The following is a 17,980-nucleotide window of genomic DNA, read 5'->3' as shown; positions in this document are numbered from 1 at the left end:
CACTCATAATCATTTTACCTATGCTTCTTACTATTATAACTTGCTCTTTAAATTTCATTATGCTACTTGTTATCAATTTACAATAATAAACAAATTATAAAACAAAATTCATCGCTTCTCTCTGAAACTTAAGGCTTGAGTCTTACTGTCCACAAATAGCGGGATAAAGAAAAAGACTATCGAAATCGATAGTCTTTAATCATCGCTACGCTGCATCCCTGTATAAACTAATACTAGACGAAGCAATTCAAATACCGCTACTGCCGCCGCTGCAACATATGTTAAAGCTGCTGCATTTAATACTTTACGTGCTTGCCCATATTCGTCTGTTGATACAATTCCAAGTGCTTCAATTTGCTGCATTGCGCGTTTTGAAGCATCAAACTCAACCGGCAATGTAACGAGCTGGAAAACTACACCTGCTGCCATTAAAATAATCCCTAGTAACAATAGCTTTGTCATCGATGCAAATATACCAATCATAATGAACACCCATGACATGTTCGATCCGAAGCTTGCAACTGGAACTAAAGAATGACGAAAACGCATAAACTTATAATCTTTCGCATCTTGAATCGCATGCCCTACTTCATGAGCTGCTACAGCTGTTCCAGCAACTGAATGACCATAATAGTTATCAGTTGACAAGCGAACCGTTTTGGCTGTTGGGTCATAGTGGTCTGACAAATGCCCTGGTGTTTCTTCTACAGCTACGTTATACAAACCATTTTCATCTAAAATTTTTCGAGCTACTTCCGCTCCTGTCATACCCGATGTTGAATACACCTGTGAATATTTGCTATAAGCACTGCGTACTTTTGACTGTGCATACAACGGTATGATCATAATGATCGCGAAATAAACTAAATAAAAAGCCATTATGAACCTCCATTGAAGTCGTAATTATAGTACTATCCATTCTATTTTCTTCTTTATATATTGTCAATAAAGAAACCTTACAATCCTTGTCTATATTAGTGATCTTATCGATTTTTAGAATGTATCCCACTGGTACGCTTCGCTTTCTCTCCCTTATATTTTCTCCAACCGACGTACGTTAATGTAAAGAAAATAAGTCCACCTGTAATTGTCATAAACCATATGAGAGAAGAGTCCACTTCATCTTTCTTTGCTGTTTGAAATATTTTTTGTAAATCTCCTTTTATAATCCCTACTTGCATTTGTCCACTTTTATTTTTTAACATCACATTACGGAATTCATCCAAATACGATAAATGCGCATTTACACGCTGTGATTGATTTTCCGGCAATGCAATCATTAAACTTGGATAAATCACATCAAATTCATGCAAAAATGTATTTAATGATTGTTGGAATCGTTCATCATCTTCTGTTTGAAGTGCCTTTTCAACTTTATCAAAAGCCCCCATAACACGTCCTTCTCGTTCTATCCAAAGCGGTTGATACTTAGATACTTCCGCATCTACCACCAATTGTAGTGCCAATACATCATCTATTTTTATTTGCTGATCTAAACTTTCTTCCCCAAGCGATCGCTGTGCCCTGTCATACGCTAAAGAGATTACCCGAAAATGCATGGGTGTTAGTTTATTTTCCTTTTCATTCTCCCGCAATACAAATTGTTCTGAAAAATGTTGCAATACTTGCGTTGCTTTCTTATATTCTTCTTGTTTTACAAGTTGCAAGGAATCATCTAATAGCCCCGTTAACTCATTCCATTTTTCAGCGTATATACGTACTGGAAACAATATAATCAGAAATGCTATCATTCCAATTAAGACTCTCTTCATTCCGGTCCCCCCTATAACTACTAGTACAAAATATGTTAAGGTGGACAAGAATAGAACAGAACGAAACCGAAAAATATTTTATGAATAAAGATTTTCCATTGAAGACTTCCGCTTTTTTAATAAATATCTATACATACAATAACAAAAAGCACTCCCACATAAAATCAATATTAAAATTACACATGCTGCATGCATAAAAAACTGTTCTGGTAGCATTAAAATAATAGGATCTGTTTCACTATCAAATTGCCAATAATCATTGCTAAAAAGAAGTTTATGGAATAGTACAAAACTCTTTTCAAAATTAATTGCAATAGGCAAAGTAAGCGCAATCGGAAATATAATGGTCAAAATTGCGCCATGTAATAAAAACTTCATCTTTCGTTTACGCAATAAATACCCCCCGCCCAATAAAGCAATACTGAGCGCCATACACATCCCGTATTGAATCTTCACTAAAATATTTTTCACATCAACAAAATGAATTCTTCCACTTGTTGACATATCTAGTGTAGGCAATTGTAATGATTCATGATAAAAAGGAGAAAGGTATGTCATCAGTACATCATAGTTCTTCTTAATTTCTGATTCTGTCATATTTGCTAAATCTGGTATATTTAAAAAATGTATATCTGCATAATATAACCATTTCCCATATACAACAATTGTAGTTGCAATAGCAAAAATAGAAAATGCTATACAGTATGAGACAATAGTAGTTATCAAACGATCGAATATTCTTACACCTATCTTATTTTTATTCATTTTCTTTCTCCAATTCCTCATTTAATTTCATAACGAAAACTGTTTTCGATTTTTTCTCAAACAATAATAGTATGTAATAGCTAATACAACAATACTTAACCAAAATGTAAAGTAACCAATCTGTTCTACAAACAAATGCATAATACCATATCTCGGCATTTGCCAAAACAAATAGTCGATTACATCATTATGTAACGTCCATATACCTGCTACAATAAAATGCCACTTTTTTATACGGTAAAACGGGGCATATAATAAACCTTGTATAGCCATTGCAAAATGAGAAAGCACCAACATATAACTCATAAACTCAAGATTGCCCTTAACCATAAACATAATGCCATTTACAACAACAGCCCAAATACCATATTTCATTAAGGAAACGATTGCTAAAGCTTCTATTAGTCCCCAATTTTTATTACACAAAAAGGCCAGTAATACAAAAACAAAGAAGAAACTTGCAATAGGACTATCAGGAACAAATGGCCAGAATATCAATGAAGTTTCCATCAGTTGATCTCCATACCAAATAAAACCATATATTGTCCCTAAAATGTTAATGATGAACAAAAGTAGTAAAACCGAACGCTGTCTTAATAACGCATACACGTAGACCAATATGTATATACAACACCTTTCAAACAAAGTAACTTTTTTATTCTCTAAAACGCTATGCTTTTATTATAGCAAACTTTGTGTTACAAACAGAAAAGCTGACTACAAATTCGTAGTCAGCCTTCAATTATTTTTTATTATATTTCGTAATAAATTCTGAGAGCTTCTTCAATTCTTCATCTGTGCCCTTAAATACTCCTTTAGGCATCGCACCTTTTCCATCTTTCGCAATCTTTGCAATTTCTTCTGGTTTTAACGTTAAATTCTGCAGCGCTGGCGCCGCTGCACCACCTTGCAAGTTATCACCATGACATGTTAAACATGTATTTTTTTGCATCAATTTATAACCTTCATCATTTTTATCTACTGGTGTCGTTTTCACAATTGCACCTTGTTTTTTTGCAGCTTCCCAGTCATGATGTGCCACAGACTCCCATGTTAAAAAGATGATAGAAGCAATTGCTAAAAGCATGAATCCAGTTGCAACTGGCCGTTTCAATGGACGTCTTTCAGGACCTCGATCGAGAAATGGCGCCAATAGTAATGCTCCAAATGCAATCCCTGGCATAATAAACGCGCCGATTACAGTAAATGAGCCTGATGCATATGAGTACTTTAAAAGCTGATACAGAAATAAGAAATACCAGTCTGGAAGTGGTATATATCCTGCATCTGTAGGATCCGCCATTCTCTCAAGTGGCGACGGGTGCGCCACCGTTAAACATAAATAACCGATTAAAAAAACCGCACCAACCATCCATTCTTTCAACAAGAAGTTCGGCCAAAACGCTTCTGTTTTCCCTGGATATTCAGAATAATCTTTCGGGATATTCGGTTTACGTGCTACAGGTACTCGTGAATCTCCCACAAACTTCATCCCTTTGCCGCGATGCATAATCTCCCTCCTTCAATTCAGTTTTTCTCCTATTCTTTCAAATTAGCAATCTCTTACTTATAGCGGACCAGAAATACCTTGTTTGCGAATCATGATGAAGTGGAAGGCCATTAAGCCTAGAAGTGCTGCTGGTAAGAAGAAGACGTGAATAGCAAAGAAGCGAGTTAATGTTTGAGCCCCGACAATTTCGGAGTGACCAGCAAGTAATGTTTTAATATAAGGGCCGATAAGCGGTGTTTGCTCCGCAATTTGAATCCCTACTTTTGTTGCAAATAACGCTTTCATATCCCATGGTAATAAATATCCGGTAAAACCAAGACCTAGCATAACAAAGAAAATAAGAACACCGACAATCCAATTTAATTCACGAGGTTTCTTATATGCACCTTGGAAGAAAACCCTAAGTGTATGTAAAAACATCATTACAATTACAAGGCTGGCACCCCAATGGTGCATGCCACGTACAATTTGTCCATACGCAACTTCATTTTGTAAATAATAAACCGATTCCCAAGCATTTTTAATATCCGGTACATAATACATTGTTAAAAACATTCCTGACAAAATTTGAATTACAGTAACAAAAAACGTAAGTCCTCCAAAGCAGTAGACGAATGCAGAAAAGTGATGTGCTGGATTTACATGTTCGGGTACTTCATGGTCGGCAATATCACGCCATATCGGTGTAATATCTAACCGTTCGTCCACCCAATCATAAATTTTATTTAACATCTATTTCGCACCCCCTCTTGGCTTTGCTTTTCCTAAATAAAGCGTTCCATCCTTCACTTTGGATTCATACACATCAAGTGGAGCAAGAGGCGGCGTTCCCTTTATGTTTATGCCATCTTTTGTGTAACGTCCCCCGTGACATGGGCAAAAAAATTGATTAGGATGCGACTTGTCTGAATTCCAGTTAACCGTACACCCTAAATGTTTACACACTGGAGAAAACGCTACAATGTCTCCGCTTTCATCTTTATGCACCCAAGCAGATTTTGGTTCTTCGGACTTGTACCATCCATCAACCTGCTTTACCTTAAAGTCAAAGCGTTTTGGTTCTGTTGTAATCTCTTTAACTTGCGCAACAGCAACCATCTCTCCCCCCGCTTCTTTCCTTAAAACTGGATCAAGTGCAAAGCGCGTCATTGGCATTAAAATTCCAGCTGCCATAAAACCTCCTACACCTGTAAGCGTGTAGTTTAAAAATTGTCTTCTTGACACACGATGTTCTTTCTCGCTCACGAAAATTTCCCCCCTCTATCAGAAATTGTCCCCTCGTGACAAAACAGTATAAAAAAATAAAAACTAGGACACTATCATGATATAATACCCACATGCGCAGGTCAATATCATACTACTCATAATCATAAGAACTATCTGCTTATTTTTTATTTTCCCACTTTTCTGTCAATAATTCCATTATATTTTTTACATGCGCATGAATTACTTCTCTTTTCGCTTGATCACTAAATTCCTCTAGCGATAAAGCAGGTAACCAAAACAAATGACCTGGTAACGTATCTACACCCTCTTTCCATGCAAAGTCACTTGTAACATAAGCAATATGTTTCAATCCTTGCTCCTGCAAATGACTTGTCCAATCTTGTAAACGCCCTTTCTCTTGCTTTTGCTGCTCCGTTAAGTACGTAAACGGCGGTAACAAAAGCACTCTTCCTTTATATTCTCTTTCTAACTCCATGCTTAAAGTTTCAATAAATTCCCCTTGCGCTACAACACTCTTCATTTCTTTTGCTACTGAAATAGAAAGAAGGGGTATAATACCAGTATCCACATACTCTCTAGCTTGTTCAAATTGCTCCGCATCTTTTACAGCCCATTTCATCATAATTCCCTCCTTTGCCCATTATCTCATTCTAAATGACAGAACTTTCACTTTATATCTATTAAACCATACTAAAACAGGTAAAAAAAGAAAAACTACCTATATTAGGTAGTTTTTCTTTAAATAGTTAGAAATTTGTCAAAATTAAAGAAAATTATCATTCCCTACAAACTTTTCAATTCCTCTGTTAACTTACAAAAAGCTTCCTTATCTTGATTGTCCAGCGCTTCATCAATTTGCTTTAAAAGTCGATCTCTTCGAAATGAAAATACACTCTCTTCTAAAAATCGTTCTGCAAGTAAACGATCTTTTTCATTTACTTCAATATGCTTTGGCAAGTACGGATTTTCTTCTAATACTGCTACATAATTTGCATTTTGGAACGATGATTTAAAATTAAGTTGAATATAAATATCCTCATCTCGATTTAAACGAATGTCATGAAATGATTTTTCTGCATCCGTCGTCATAACATTTTGTTTAAAGAAGTGAAACGGTGTATCTTTCACACAATTTGCTGACATCACTAAACCACGAGGGCAATATTTTGCATGTTCTACGAAGTGGACTTTGTGCATTAATTGATCATGACTCATTAAATAATTTAAAATCCATACACATTCACGCTGTTTCAGTTGATAATTGTTTAAAAACCATTTTACAAAATCCTTCTTCTCGTTTACAGAAACAGGGGTATTCATAGCGCTCAGTCCCTCCTCTGTCTTTCTCTTTTCTTATTTAGATTCAAGAAGCAGCATTCACTTTCCTTCCAACTTATGAAAAATCCTCTAAATTATATAGCAATTCTTCGATGTGAATTTGTGTTGGATCCAGTTGTAGTAAGCGTGTAAATACTTCTTTCGCTTCTTTTCGCAACCCTTCTTCTAATAGGAAATAACCGTACTCTTCCAAGAAATCCGGATGATTCTTAAAAGAAGTATATGCACTCTCATAGTGTTTTAATGCATCAGAATACATTTCTAATTGTTTTTTCGCAAATGCCAGATCCCAAAGTAATTGTGTATCTTGTTCTCCACTATCCATTGCATTTTCTACAACAACAATTAGTTCTTCATATTTCTCTTGTTCTTTTAAGATATATGCATATTTTAATATCGCACCTAAATGTCCTGGATCAATCTGTAATGCTTTTTGAAGCAATTCTTCTGCTTCTGCTAATTTCCCTATCTTCGCTGCAATATTTGCAAGTTCTACATAAAGAGGCACAGATAATTCATCAATTTTAATTCCTTCATGAAGTGTTTCATAGCTTTCTTGAAGCATTCCTTCTCTTTCATAACATTTAGCCAAATACATATATAAGGATGCATATTCTGGGTCTAGTTCTTTTAATTCTTTCCAAGCTCCAATCGACCTTTGATACTCTTCACCTTGATAAAGTGTAAATGCATACCCAAATAAAGAATGAATATCTTTTTGTTCTTCTAATCCTTCTTCATAGTACGTAATTGCTTCTTCCCAGTTTCCAATTGCACTTAGCGTTTCAGCTAAGCGAAGGGCAATTACAACACCTCCCATTACTTTGTGATCAGAAAGTAATGACTGGTAATAAGCAATCGCTTTTTGCTCCTCACCTTTACTGCTATAAAGTTCTGCTAGTCCAAAAGTAATAACAGGCTCTTCTGGCATCATTTCTTTTGCTTTTAATAGTTTTTGCTCTGCAACATCATCGAAGCCCTGCATTTGAAATAGATCCGCAACAAGTAGTAAAGATTGAACATACAGTTCATCGTCTTCAGAGATATCATGAAGCACTTCAATTGCCTCATCTTCTTTATCTAAATCAATATATAATTCTGCTAAAAATATTGTAAACTCACTTTCTTCTGGATATAACAAACGTAAATCTTCTGTAATCGCTAACGCTTCATCAATAAATCCAAGCGTATGATAGTAGCGAGCAATATCATACTTCTCTTCATCTGTCCCTTGTTTTACCAATTCTTTTAATTGTGTTAATCCTTTTTCCGCTTCCCCATTTTCAATATAAGAAACAGCCTGTTCAAACTTTTGCATAAATGTCTCCTTTAATTCTTATAATATTCTCTTCTGTTCATTAATCATAAACAACTGTTGCCATGTAAGCAACTCAAAGAAGCAGAAAAGAATCTTCCCAAACCGAAAAGATCCTTTTGCTTCACAGAGATTCTAACTGCTCAAAAAAATTCGGATAGGATACAGCAACTGCATCACCATTTTCAATTTGCATTTCTCCTTCTGCTATACAAGACGCAATTGCAAGCATCATGCCAATGCGATGGTCCCCATGACTATTAACAATATTCCCTTGTAACTTCTGATTCCCATTAATAATCATACCATCTGGTGTCGCTTCAATTTCCGCTCCCAGTTTTCGAAGCTCATCAACAACCGTATTGATGCGATTCGTTTCTTTTACTTTTAACTCCTCTGCATCTTTAATAATTGTTGTTCCTGTCGCCTGTGTCGCCAGTAAAGCAATAATAGGAATTTCATCAATTAACCTTGGAATAAGTGAACCGCCAATTTCAATTCCTTTCAGTTCAGAAGTTTCAATTGTAATATCTCCACATGGTTCAAACTCTTCATTTCGAACATTACGAATTGAAATAAGCGCTCCCATTTCTGATAACACATCCAGAATCCCTGTTCTTGTTGGATTTAAACCAACATTTTTCAATACAAGTTTACTATTTGGTACAATTGCACCCGCTACTAAGAAAAAGGCAGCTGAAGAGACATCACCTGGAACCTCTATTTCCGTTCCTACAAGCGATTGCCCCCCTTGTAAAGAAACAGTTCGCCCTTCTACATTCACTTCACAACCAAATGCACGCAGCATTCTTTCCGTATGATCACGAGATTGTAACGGTTCTGTTACTGATGTCACCCCTTCTCCTTGCAATCCTGCAAGTAAAATAGCTGATTTTACCTGCGCACTTGCTACAGGAGAATGATAGTGTATACCTTTTATGTTTCCTCCACGAATCGACAACGGCGTATATTGTCCATCTTCCCGACCTTCAATTTGTGCATCCATTTCACGAAGAGGGGCTGTAACACGTTTCATAGGACGTTTTCCAATAGATTCATCCCCAATTATAGTACAATGGAAAGGAGCATTCGCTAAAATACCAAGTATGAGACGAATAGTGGTTCCTGAGTTCCCTACATCTAGCACCTCTTTCGGTTCCTGTAATCCAGCTAATCCTTTTCCATATACAATGACATCGTTACCATCTTGCTCAATCATTATTCCTAATTTCCGAAAGCAAGCAATCGTACTTAAACAGTCTTCTCCTAATAAAAAATTTGAAATTTTTGTTGTTCCCTCTGCTATCGCTCCAAACATCACAGCGCGGTGTGAAATAGATTTATCTCCAGGCACAGCAATCGTTCCATTCAAACCATTTTTCCGCCTTATGAGTCTCCTCATTTTTATCACCCCTATTAAAAATAATATATACTTTTGTACACCTATATCATCTATATATATCCATTTTGATTTTCCAACATATAAGTCGCGGCTATAAAAACAAAAGAAGATCCCCACTCATTTTCTCTCTTTGTTTTCACTTGGCATGGGACTGACTGAAAAAAGCTCTGACCGCTTCTATGCACGACCGGATCCTCTCTCCCTCCTAAAAAGAAATGTTTTATGGCGGTTTTCCAATTTGTATGTATATATCTTTATTGTACTGCTTTCCTTCTTCATCGTGCAAATATGTATAGCCTAAAGAAAACGACTCCTATAATGGGAGCCGCGCCTTTTCTTAAGAATATGTTTCTTCTTTCTTTTTTTGCTCTTTCACAAGTTCCGTCAGCAATTCAATAATCTCATCATTCTCTTCTTTTAAACCAACAGTAATACGAATACCATCTGGCAAGCCAAACGCAGCACCTGAACGAACAATATACCCTTTTCTCATTAATCTTTCAAATGCTTCATTACCGGGAATCCCAAGCTTTAAGAATATGAAATTTGTTTGTGATGGATAGTAAAAAACGTCGTACTCCTTACAGAACGTATAATATTGATTTAATCCTTCAGCATTTTGCTTCACGCACTCTTGTAAAAATTCTTGATCTTCTATCGCTACCAAACCAACAGCTTGTGCAACAGCTGATGTATTAAATGGTAATCTTGCTACTTCTAATTGCTGTATGAGTTTTTCATTCCCTACAGCATAACCAATACGAAAAGCAGCTAAGCCATATGCTTTTGAAAATGTACGTAACACCATGAGATTTTCATACTCTTCAAGAAGTGGCAATGTTTGTGGATACTCTTTCTCTCCTGCATATTCATAGTATGCTTCATCCATAATTACGAGTGTTGACTTCGGAACCGCCTCTAAAAATGAAAGTAATTTTTGCTTTTCTACATATGTTCCTGTTGGATTGTTCGGATTACAAATCCATACGATTTGCGTTTGTTCATCAATTTGCTTTAGCATCGTGTCCAAGTCATGAATACCGTCCTTAAGTGGCACTTCACGAACCTCTGCCCCTTCAATTACAGCATGGTGATAGTATTGTGAAAATGTTGGATTTGCCATCACAACATTTGTACCTTTTTCTAATAAAGCGCGACTAACCATTTGAATTACTTCATCCAGACCGCTACCAAATAAAAGTTGCTCTGGTTTCACATGAAGGTGTGCGGCTACTTTTTCACGAAGTTCAAAAGCTGCTCCATCTGGATATAAAGCATATTGTGTGCTTAATGAAGCTAAAGCTTCCGTTACACGTTTTGAACAGCCGAACGGGTTTTCATTAGATGCTAATTTTACAATTTTAGATAATCCATATTCTCTTTTTACTTCTTCAATGTTTTTGCCAGGTACATATGCTTTCAAAGTTAACAATTGCTCTTTTACTCTCATTTTGATTCCCCCTGTCATTTTACTAGATCAGACCGCAGTACAATCGCCTTTTCTACATGCATACACTCTACTTCATGCTGCAACTGTCTTGTCGTGACTGTCATCATCACACGAATACACTTCTGCAAAGCATTCGGTACATCTATTTCTTTCACACACATCACCGGTAATAAGTAAAGCCTTCCAAGTCGCTGCCTGAAAACATGCATTTATGTCAGCTGTTGTAGAAATTAACACCGATACAATATCAGCCGGATAGATTCCATTGTCATTTGCTATTCTCTTCACTAAACAGTCAATATCTCCTCAGCTTCATTATGTTCGACTGTAATCGCGCCGCGAATTGCGCGAATCAAATAGATTCCTCATCTCTTTGAAATGCTTCTAATGTAGTATGGACAGTCTCATCTGAAATAGATACGACATTCACTACCCCATATTCCTGCATAAGTACCATACGAATTATTCCTGCGTTCGCTTTTTTATCTTGCTTCATCACTTGCACAAGACGTTCTATATTTAGATTCCTTGGCATATGTGGATAACCATACTGAGAAAACCACCGCTTAATTTCCTTATAACCAAGGTCTACTTTATAAATTTGTTCACTTAAGAATATCGCGAATAACATACCAATTGCTACTCCATCACCATGAGTAATTTTCCCATACCCCAACTCTTTTTCAAGAGCATGTCCTAATGTATGTCCAAAATTCAAGTGAGCACGCACACCTTTTTCAGTTTCGTCTTGCGCTACAATATTTGCTTTTACAGGAATTGCTCGCTGTAATATATAAATTAATTTTTCATCCCGTACATCTTCTAATGTTTTCACTTCTCGCTTTAACCAATGATATAATTCAACATCACCGATAAAAGCATGTTTAATCGCTTCAGCAAATCCTGAACGCCACTCTTTTTCCGGTAATGAATTTAAAAATGGTGTATGATATAGAACTGCTTCTGGCTGATGAAACGCTCCGATCATATTTTTTCCTAGAGGGTGATTAATGGCAACTTTTCCACCAACTGCGCTGTCATGTGCCAGTAACGTTGTTGGAACTTGAATAAAGCGAATACCGCGCATAAATGTCGCCGCAACAAAACCAGCTAAATCACCGATCATTCCTCCTCCAAGTGCAACAACTAAAGAATGTCGATCCATCCCATTTTCAAGCGCTGACGTATGAGCCGCATAAAAGTTTTCAAATGATTTTTCTTTCTCTCCACTTGGAACAACAAATGAAAAAACATGTTTTTCTACTTGCAATGCATCCATAACTTCTTCTAAATGAAATGATGCGACAGATTCATCAGAAATGACCATTACATTAGAAACAGTCGGTTCCATATTTCGAACAAGCGCTGTCAAATGTGACAACGCATCTTTTCCTACATATACATCATACTCTTTAGACTGCGTCTGAATATGTATTTTCTCCATTAAAATTCCCTCGCATATTCATTATGTTTCTTAATATTTTCACGAATACAATCCATACGATCCGCTCCAAATTGTTCCACTAAAGCTACTGCTAGTTCCCATGCAACAACTGCTTCCGCCACAACACTAGCTGCTGGTACAGCACAACTATCAGAGCGTTCAATGCTTGCTGAAAAAGATTCTTTCGTATCAATATCAACACTTTGAAGCGGCTTATATAGCGTTGGAATGGGTTTCATGACGCCGCGTACGACAACCGGCATACCTGTTGTCATGCCACCTTCTAATCCACCAGCATGATTTGTTCGTCTCGTATACCCTTTTTCTTGATCCCAAAGAATTTCATCGTGCACTTGACTTCCTGGCTTATGTGCCGCTTCAAATCCAATGCCAATTTCCACACCTTTAAAAGCATTTATACTCATTACTGCCGCTGCTAATTTCGCATCGAGTTTTCGGTCATAATGCACATAACTCCCTACTCCAATTGGCATTCCCTCTACAATCACTTCAACAATTCCACCAATAGAATCTCCACTTGTTTTTGCATCATCAATTGCCTGCATCATCTTTTTAGATGCTTCCTCATCTAAGCAACGAACCGGGGATGCTTCTGTAATTTCTTGTAGTTGTTCTATTGAGTCATATGTAAGCTTTTCTGCCTGCACACCGCCAATTTCAATTACATGTCCAGCAACCTTTACACCTAACTCTGCTAAAAGTCTTTTCGCAACAGCTCCTGCTGCAACTCGAACTGTTGTTTCACGTGCTGAAGAGCGTTCAAGTACATTTCTCATATCACGGTGTCCATATTTAATTGCACCATTTAAATCAGCATGACCAGGTCTCGGTCTTGTAATTTGTCTTTTCATTTCTTTTGCTTCTTGTTCAGTTAACGGATCTACTCCCATAATCTTTGTCCAATGGGAAAAATCTCGATTTTCGACAACGAGTGCAATTGGAGACCCAAGCGTAAGTCCATGTCTAACACCACTGACAATTTGTGCTTGATCTTTTTCAATCTGCATACGTCTGCCACGTCCGTAACCTTTCTGCCTTCTTGCTAATTCTTCATTTATATCATCTGCTACTAAAGATAACCCTGCTGGAATACCTTCTAAAATTGTCGTAAGCTGCGAACCATGAGATTCACCCGCTGTGATGTATCGCATCGGATATTCCCCTTTTCTTGTAATTATTTTATCCCACATTAATGATAGGATGAGGATTTGACCGCTTCTACGCATGAGCGGATGCTCTCTCCCACCTAAAAAGAAAGGTTTTATGTCGTCTTTCAAGTTGTATGTATATATAGTGAAGATATAGGATTTCCCTATTTTCTACTATATAACTCCATTTTGTTTTTTCAACATATAACTCGTTGCTATGAAAAACTAAAGGTGACCCGCACTTCTCGCTTTGTTTTCACTTGGCATGGAGCACAAAGAGGGGCTGACCGCTTCTACGCATGAGCGGATGCTCTCTCCCACCTAAAAAGAAAGATTTTATGTCTTGTTCAAAAGTTATTCTTCCTTCATAGAGGTTTTACTTTATGTATCAATATATCATACCGAGCCTTACTTCGTAACTATTTGAAACTAAAAAAGTGCAAGAAGAGTATTCACACTCTCCTTGCACTTTTCACTATTACCACAGTAATTAAAGCGTTTACAAATTATTTTAAAATAATTAGTAAATCCATTGATTCATTAATTTTGAGTAGTCTACTAATTCTTCTTCTTTAAAGAAAATACCAATCTCACGTTCTGCACTTTCTAGAGAATCAGAACCATGGATAATATTTTTCGCAACTGTTACACCAAAATCGCCACGAATTGTACCTAGTGCTGCTTCATGAGGTCTTGTTTTACCCATCATATTACGAGCAGTATCTACTACACCTTCCCCTTGCCATACCATTGCAAAAACAGGACCAGATGTAATGAAATCTACTAATTCACCAAAGAAAGGTTTTTCTGTGTGCTCAGCGTAATGTTTTCCTGCAATTTCTGGAGTAACTTGCATTAATTTCGCACCAACTAATTGAAAGCCCTTTTTCTCAAAGCGAGCTACAATTTCCCCAATGAAGGCACGTTGTACGCCGTCTGGTTTTACCATTAGAAATGTTTTTTCCATAAAAAATCTCTCCACTTCTGAATTATGTATGTAATTGTATATCCCCACACACATATTAACACCCTTATCACAATTGTGCAATAGTTTTGAAATAGAGAGATTTTTTTATTTGTAAAAGAAAGTCATTAAAATTTTCGTTTTCCAATATACTTTGCAACATTTTGCAACGCATATTTTGCCTGTCCACGTGGCAAAGGTTTTATTACCTCTAACGCTTTATGTAAATAACGTTCACTAAATGCAAATGCCCGATCAATTGCTGGACTTGTTTTAATATCGTGAATAATTTCTTTCATCTCACTTGCAGTTGTATTTTCATGTACGGATACAATTTTTGCACGAAGCTTTGGATCTTCCATTGCATACAAAGCTGGAAGTGTGACATTTCCTTGCAATAAATCTCCACCAGCAGGTTTTCCTAATTTTTCTTCTGTTGAAACGAAATCTAAAATATCATCAATAATTTGATACGACATTCCAACAAAATAACCATACCAAAACAAACGATTTACAGTATCACGACTTGCCCCAGAAGCAATAGCTCCCAACTGACAACTAGCCGCAATCAACAATGCTGTTTTTCTCTTAATCCGTCGTAAATACGTTCTTAAATTTTGATTATAATCATACTTATCCTTAATTTGTTCGATTTCACCCTTACACACTTCCAAAATTGTATACGATAATGCCTGGTGAGCCTCTGGAACTTCTAAATTCGTAATGCACTCTAGAGACTTTGCAAACAAATAATCTCCCGTATACATCGCAATACGATCTCCCCATTTTGCATTTACAGTTGCACTACTTCTTCGTAAGAGCGCTGCGTCAATTACATCATCATGAACAAGCGAAGCCATATGGATGAGCTCTAGAGCAACTGCAACATGTTTAATTGCATCTAACTTGTAGTCTCCGAATTTCCCCGCAAGTAGCACAAATACAGGACGAATTCGTTTACCACCAGCTTCGATAAGCTGTAATGCCGCATCTTCTATTAGTTGTTGCTCTGAGGCAACAACCTTTTTTAATTCTTTTTCTATTACATCAATATCCGATCGTAAAAAAGAGTACATAAGTTGTAACTTCATATTGTTCACCTTAACCTAAAAACGTCTTTTTTCTATTTTAATTTCGGTTTTAATCCTAAGTGCATAGCTGCTACACCAAAAGTAAATGGTTTCACTTGCACATGCTCAAGTCCTGCTGATTCAAACATCTTCACTAATTCTTTCATCCCTGGGAATGTGCTAGCAGACTCCTGAAGCCATGAATATTCCTTATAGCTTTTTGCAAACATTTTGCCAAACAAAGGCATAATGTATTTGAAATACAAAATATACATCTGGCGAAAACCAATCATCGTTGGTTGAGATGTTTCTAAACAAATCACTTTCCCGCCTGGCTTTACTACTCGCGCCATTTCTTTTAATACATGCATATAATCAGGAACATTACGTAATCCAAACCCAATTGTTACATAGTCAAATGTATTATCTTCAAATGGAAGTTCCATTGCATTTCCATGCAGAAGCTCCACTTGCGTCAATCCTAATGCCTTTACCTTTTCTTTACCGACAGATAGCATATTTTCACTGAAGTCTAAACCATGTACCTCTCCGTTTGGACCAACAGCATTAGCAAGTGCAATTGTCCAATCAGCAGTCCCACAACACACATCTAACGCCTTACTTCCAGGTTGTACATCCATAATTCGCATCGTTTCTTTTCGCCATGCTTTATGCCTTTGAAAACTTATAACTGAATTCATTACATCGTATTTATCAGAGATTTTTTCAAATACGTCATGTACTCTTTCTTCTTTTGATTGTTGCATGCGCTTACCCTTCTTCCAATATAAAATTGCTTATGTTTTCAATTTATCTTTTAAAGCGGAAACTATCTCATCAATTTCTTTATGGCTTTGAAGAAATGATTTTTCTTGTTCATCCATTTTTTTCAACCACTCTGTAAAGACCGCTTCCACATTTCTGTCATCATCATTTGATAGAGTTGCTTGAACCGCTTGAAAAACAGGTGCAGTTTTTCTTTTAACATGCAATTGATACTCTTTTTGAAGACGCTTATTCCCTAGCATATATGCTATAAACGGTTTCCAATGTGATAAATGAAAATGATCACATGTTTTTTGTAAAAGTGCCGATTCGATTGTCATAACACTTTTGACTACTTCATCAGCTGTTTCATATGCCCTCTGATATAACATAATTTTATGTTCATTAATTTCTTTAATCCCTTCGGCAAGTGCACGAATTAATACAATATCACAATTCATTGAAAGTAAATAATAATACAGTCCACTATAGTAATCACCTGCAAGTACTGTAAGCTGACGACGCTTATGAAATCCACTTGTTTCTTCATCTGCTTTGTTTGATACTTTTTCATGTGTATCAAGAGCGATTTGTACAAGCATAATCGTTAAAACATAGTGATCAATCTGTTCTTTATGTAAATTTGCATTTTTTAAAGCAGCGTATAAAAGCACTACCTTTTCTTCATCAATAAATGGTTCTTCAATATAGTTTATAAAATAAGGATGGCGCAGTTTTGATAGCAACTGCTCCTTTATATCCGCATACCCTCCGTAGATGTCACACACAAAAAATCACCCTTGTTTTCTAATTCATAAAACCTATTATAACACATACATTCTATTTTCTATAACCAAAACTTGGGGAATCAAGATAAACTATATGTTAGATTTCTATTCATACAATACGCATAAAAAACAAAAACTCATTCACCTATAAGTTTATGGACAGCTATCAAAATATATGTAATTTTTTAAAGACTATATCTCTCACTCCATAAACACACATTAAAATGGAATTCTCATTTCTCCTTGCTCATTATAAGAATTTAGATTTCACAGGCAGTAATCCCCACCTAGTTTTGTTGGATACAGACAGTATTTCCTACAAACAACCGGAATCAAAAGTAAAATAATATAAATAAAAAAGAAAAGCAGTTTCCCGCTTTCCTTTACTTTGCCTTAATAAAAGACAAAATTTCGCTACGTGCCGCTGCATCATTTTCTAACACACCGCGCACTGCTGTAGTTACCGTTTTTGCACCAGGCTTTTTCACACCGCGCATTGTCATACACATATGCTCCGCTTCAACAACTACCATAACACCATGTGGTTCTAGCACTTCCATAATAGAATTAGCCACTGTTGACGTAATACGTTCTTGAAGTTGTGGACGACGTGCAATTGTATCTACAGTACGAGCTAATTTACTTAAACCTGTTACTTTTCCACCACGTGGAATATATGCAACATGAGCAACTCCGTAAAACGGAACAAGATGGTGCTCACACATCGAATAAAATGGAATATCTTTTACTAATACAAGCTCCTCGTGCTCTTCTCCAAACACTTTATGCAAATGCTCCTTTGGATCTTCATGCATACCTGAAAATACTTCTGCATACATTTTCGCAACACGTTTCGGTGTATCAAGTACTCCCTCACGATTTGGATCGTCTCCAATTGCCTCTAGAATAAGACGCACTGCTTGCTCGATTTGTTCTAAGTTAACTTTTGCCATCCGCTTAACCCTCCCGAAAAACCTAAAAGTGATACGAACACATTCTAG

At 36.5% G+C, this 17,980-nt stretch carries 19 protein-coding genes and 1 pseudogene; all 20 read right to left on the bottom strand.

Annotated elements, in window-relative coordinates:
* Positions 1–195 precede the first annotated feature (195 nt).
* The 20 genes and pseudogenes from C564_RS0102270 to folE all read right to left on the bottom strand — a co-directional run bounded on the left by C564_RS0102270 (position 196) and on the right by folE (position 17,932).
* Positions 196–879: a zinc metallopeptidase gene (locus C564_RS0102270; RefSeq protein ID WP_018764284.1), complete on the bottom strand. Its 684-nt coding sequence runs from the start codon at positions 877–879 to the stop codon at positions 196–198.
* Positions 880–983: 104 nt separating this feature from the next.
* Positions 984–1,772 carry a sporulation protein YpjB gene (ypjB, locus tag C564_RS0102265; RefSeq protein ID WP_018764283.1) on the bottom strand — a complete coding sequence of 263 codons (789 nt, stop codon included), beginning with the start codon at positions 1,770–1,772 and terminating at the stop codon, positions 984–986.
* A gap of 78 nt (positions 1,773–1,850) precedes the next feature.
* On the bottom strand, positions 1,851–2,537 hold the full coding sequence (gene lit / locus C564_RS0102260) for a lipoprotein intramolecular transacylase Lit (RefSeq protein WP_018764282.1): 687 nt from the start codon (positions 2,535–2,537) through the stop codon (positions 1,851–1,853).
* Positions 2,538–2,564: 27 nt separating this feature from the next.
* Positions 2,565–3,155, bottom strand: coding sequence for a DUF1405 domain-containing protein (locus C564_RS0102255; protein WP_026008437.1), 591 nt, complete (start codon positions 3,153–3,155; stop codon positions 2,565–2,567).
* Positions 3,156–3,279: 124 nt separating this feature from the next.
* Entirely contained in the window at positions 3,280–4,047 is a 768-nt protein-coding gene (gene qcrC / locus C564_RS0102250; protein WP_003206500.1) for a menaquinol-cytochrome c reductase cytochrome b/c subunit, read from the bottom strand.
* Positions 4,048–4,104: 57 nt separating this feature from the next.
* Positions 4,105–4,779, bottom strand: coding sequence for a menaquinol-cytochrome c reductase cytochrome b subunit (gene qcrB, locus C564_RS0102245; RefSeq protein WP_000932700.1), 675 nt, complete (start codon positions 4,777–4,779; stop codon positions 4,105–4,107).
* On the bottom strand, positions 4,780–5,292 hold the full coding sequence (qcrA, locus tag C564_RS0102240; RefSeq protein WP_003196349.1) for a menaquinol-cytochrome c reductase iron-sulfur subunit: 513 nt from the start codon (positions 5,290–5,292) through the stop codon (positions 4,780–4,782).
* Positions 5,293–5,431: 139 nt separating this feature from the next.
* Positions 5,432–5,893: a YpiF family protein gene (locus C564_RS0102235; RefSeq protein WP_018764280.1), complete on the bottom strand. Its 462-nt coding sequence runs from the start codon at positions 5,891–5,893 to the stop codon at positions 5,432–5,434.
* A gap of 164 nt (positions 5,894–6,057) precedes the next feature.
* Complete coding sequence (locus C564_RS0102230) at positions 6,058–6,594, bottom strand: ReoY family proteolytic degradation factor (RefSeq protein ID WP_003206504.1); 537 nt, start codon at positions 6,592–6,594, stop codon at positions 6,058–6,060.
* Positions 6,595–6,667: 73 nt separating this feature from the next.
* Positions 6,668–7,930, bottom strand: a complete 1,263-nt coding sequence (locus C564_RS0102225) for a tetratricopeptide repeat protein (RefSeq protein WP_003196347.1) — start codon at positions 7,928–7,930, stop codon at positions 6,668–6,670.
* A gap of 121 nt (positions 7,931–8,051) precedes the next feature.
* A complete protein-coding gene (gene aroA / locus C564_RS0102220; RefSeq protein ID WP_371410351.1) occupies positions 8,052–9,335 on the bottom strand; it encodes a 3-phosphoshikimate 1-carboxyvinyltransferase in 1,284 nt (427 codons plus the stop codon).
* A gap of 331 nt (positions 9,336–9,666) precedes the next feature.
* On the bottom strand, positions 9,667–10,779 hold the full coding sequence (gene hisC / locus C564_RS0102215) for a histidinol-phosphate transaminase (protein ID WP_018764278.1): 1,113 nt from the start codon (positions 10,777–10,779) through the stop codon (positions 9,667–9,669).
* Between the two features lie 14 nt (positions 10,780–10,793).
* A pseudogene (locus C564_RS36060) lies at positions 10,794–11,016 on the bottom strand (chorismate mutase).
* A 115-nt stretch (positions 11,017–11,131) separates the two neighbouring features.
* Positions 11,132–12,223, bottom strand: coding sequence for a 3-dehydroquinate synthase (gene aroB, locus C564_RS0102205; protein WP_018764276.1), 1,092 nt, complete (start codon positions 12,221–12,223; stop codon positions 11,132–11,134).
* The gene (gene aroC, locus C564_RS0102200; RefSeq protein WP_018764275.1) at positions 12,223–13,395 is read right to left on the bottom strand and encodes a chorismate synthase; all 1,173 of its coding nucleotides are present in this window, start codon (positions 13,393–13,395) and stop codon (positions 12,223–12,225) included. Before aroC ends, aroB begins: the two co-directional genes overlap by 1 nt.
* Before the next feature lie 517 nt (positions 13,396–13,912).
* Positions 13,913–14,359 carry a nucleoside-diphosphate kinase gene (ndk, locus tag C564_RS0102195; RefSeq protein ID WP_003206516.1) on the bottom strand — a complete coding sequence of 149 codons (447 nt, stop codon included), beginning with the start codon at positions 14,357–14,359 and terminating at the stop codon, positions 13,913–13,915.
* 125 nt (positions 14,360–14,484) lie between these two features.
* The gene (gene hepT / locus C564_RS0102190; protein WP_003206518.1) at positions 14,485–15,447 is read right to left on the bottom strand and encodes a heptaprenyl diphosphate synthase component II; all 963 of its coding nucleotides are present in this window, start codon (positions 15,445–15,447) and stop codon (positions 14,485–14,487) included.
* A gap of 32 nt (positions 15,448–15,479) precedes the next feature.
* Positions 15,480–16,193, bottom strand: coding sequence for a demethylmenaquinone methyltransferase (locus tag C564_RS0102185; RefSeq protein WP_018764274.1), 714 nt, complete (start codon positions 16,191–16,193; stop codon positions 15,480–15,482).
* Positions 16,194–16,223: 30 nt separating this feature from the next.
* The gene (locus tag C564_RS0102180; protein ID WP_018764273.1) at positions 16,224–16,979 is read right to left on the bottom strand and encodes a heptaprenyl diphosphate synthase component 1; all 756 of its coding nucleotides are present in this window, start codon (positions 16,977–16,979) and stop codon (positions 16,224–16,226) included.
* Positions 16,980–17,362: 383 nt separating this feature from the next.
* Positions 17,363–17,932, bottom strand: a complete 570-nt coding sequence (gene folE / locus C564_RS0102175; RefSeq protein WP_003206523.1) for a GTP cyclohydrolase I FolE — start codon at positions 17,930–17,932, stop codon at positions 17,363–17,365.
* Between the last annotated feature and the right edge of the window lie 48 nt (positions 17,933–17,980).

The organism is Bacillus sp. 105MF (assembly GCF_000374885.1).
Lineage (GTDB): Bacteria > Bacillota > Bacilli > Bacillales > Bacillaceae_G > Bacillus_A > Bacillus_A pseudomycoides.
Note: the sequence above shows the minus strand (reverse complement) of the source record. Positions and strands in the feature narration are given on the sequence as shown.

Bases quoted from the DNA above. Each gene is read 5' to 3' on its own strand.
- lit (WP_018764282.1), bottom strand. From the start codon at position 2,537: ATGAATAAAAATAAGATAGGTGTAAGAATATTCGATCGTTTGATAACT.
- folE (WP_003206523.1), bottom strand. From the start codon at position 17,932: ATGGCAAAAGTTAACTTAGAACAAATCGAGCAAGCAGTGCGTCTTATT.
- aroC (WP_018764275.1), bottom strand. From the start codon at position 13,395: ATGCGATACATCACAGCGGGTGAATCTCATGGTTCGCAGCTTACGACA.
- C564_RS0102230 (WP_003206504.1), bottom strand. From the start codon at position 6,594: ATGAATACCCCTGTTTCTGTAAACGAGAAGAAGGATTTTGTAAAATGG.
- C564_RS0102185 (WP_018764274.1), bottom strand. From the start codon at position 16,193: ATGCAACAATCAAAAGAAGAAAGAGTACATGACGTATTTGAAAAAATC.
- ndk (WP_003206516.1), bottom strand. From the start codon at position 14,359: ATGGAAAAAACATTTCTAATGGTAAAACCAGACGGCGTACAACGTGCC.
- qcrC (WP_003206500.1), bottom strand. From the start codon at position 4,047: ATGCATCGCGGCAAAGGGATGAAGTTTGTGGGAGATTCACGAGTACCT.
- C564_RS0102235 (WP_018764280.1), bottom strand. From the start codon at position 5,893: ATGAAATGGGCTGTAAAAGATGCGGAGCAATTTGAACAAGCTAGAGAG.
- hepT (WP_003206518.1), bottom strand. From the start codon at position 15,447: ATGAAGTTACAACTTATGTACTCTTTTTTACGATCGGATATTGATGTA.
- hisC (WP_018764278.1), bottom strand. From the start codon at position 10,779: ATGAGAGTAAAAGAGCAATTGTTAACTTTGAAAGCATATGTACCTGGC.
- qcrB (WP_000932700.1), bottom strand. From the start codon at position 4,779: ATGTTAAATAAAATTTATGATTGGGTGGACGAACGGTTAGATATTACA.
- aroB (WP_018764276.1), bottom strand. From the start codon at position 12,223: ATGGAGAAAATACATATTCAGACGCAGTCTAAAGAGTATGATGTATAT.
- ypjB (WP_018764283.1), bottom strand. From the start codon at position 1,772: ATGAAGAGAGTCTTAATTGGAATGATAGCATTTCTGATTATATTGTTT.
- C564_RS0102270 (WP_018764284.1), bottom strand. From the start codon at position 879: ATGGCTTTTTATTTAGTTTATTTCGCGATCATTATGATCATACCGTTG.
- C564_RS0102225 (WP_003196347.1), bottom strand. From the start codon at position 7,930: ATGCAAAAGTTTGAACAGGCTGTTTCTTATATTGAAAATGGGGAAGCG.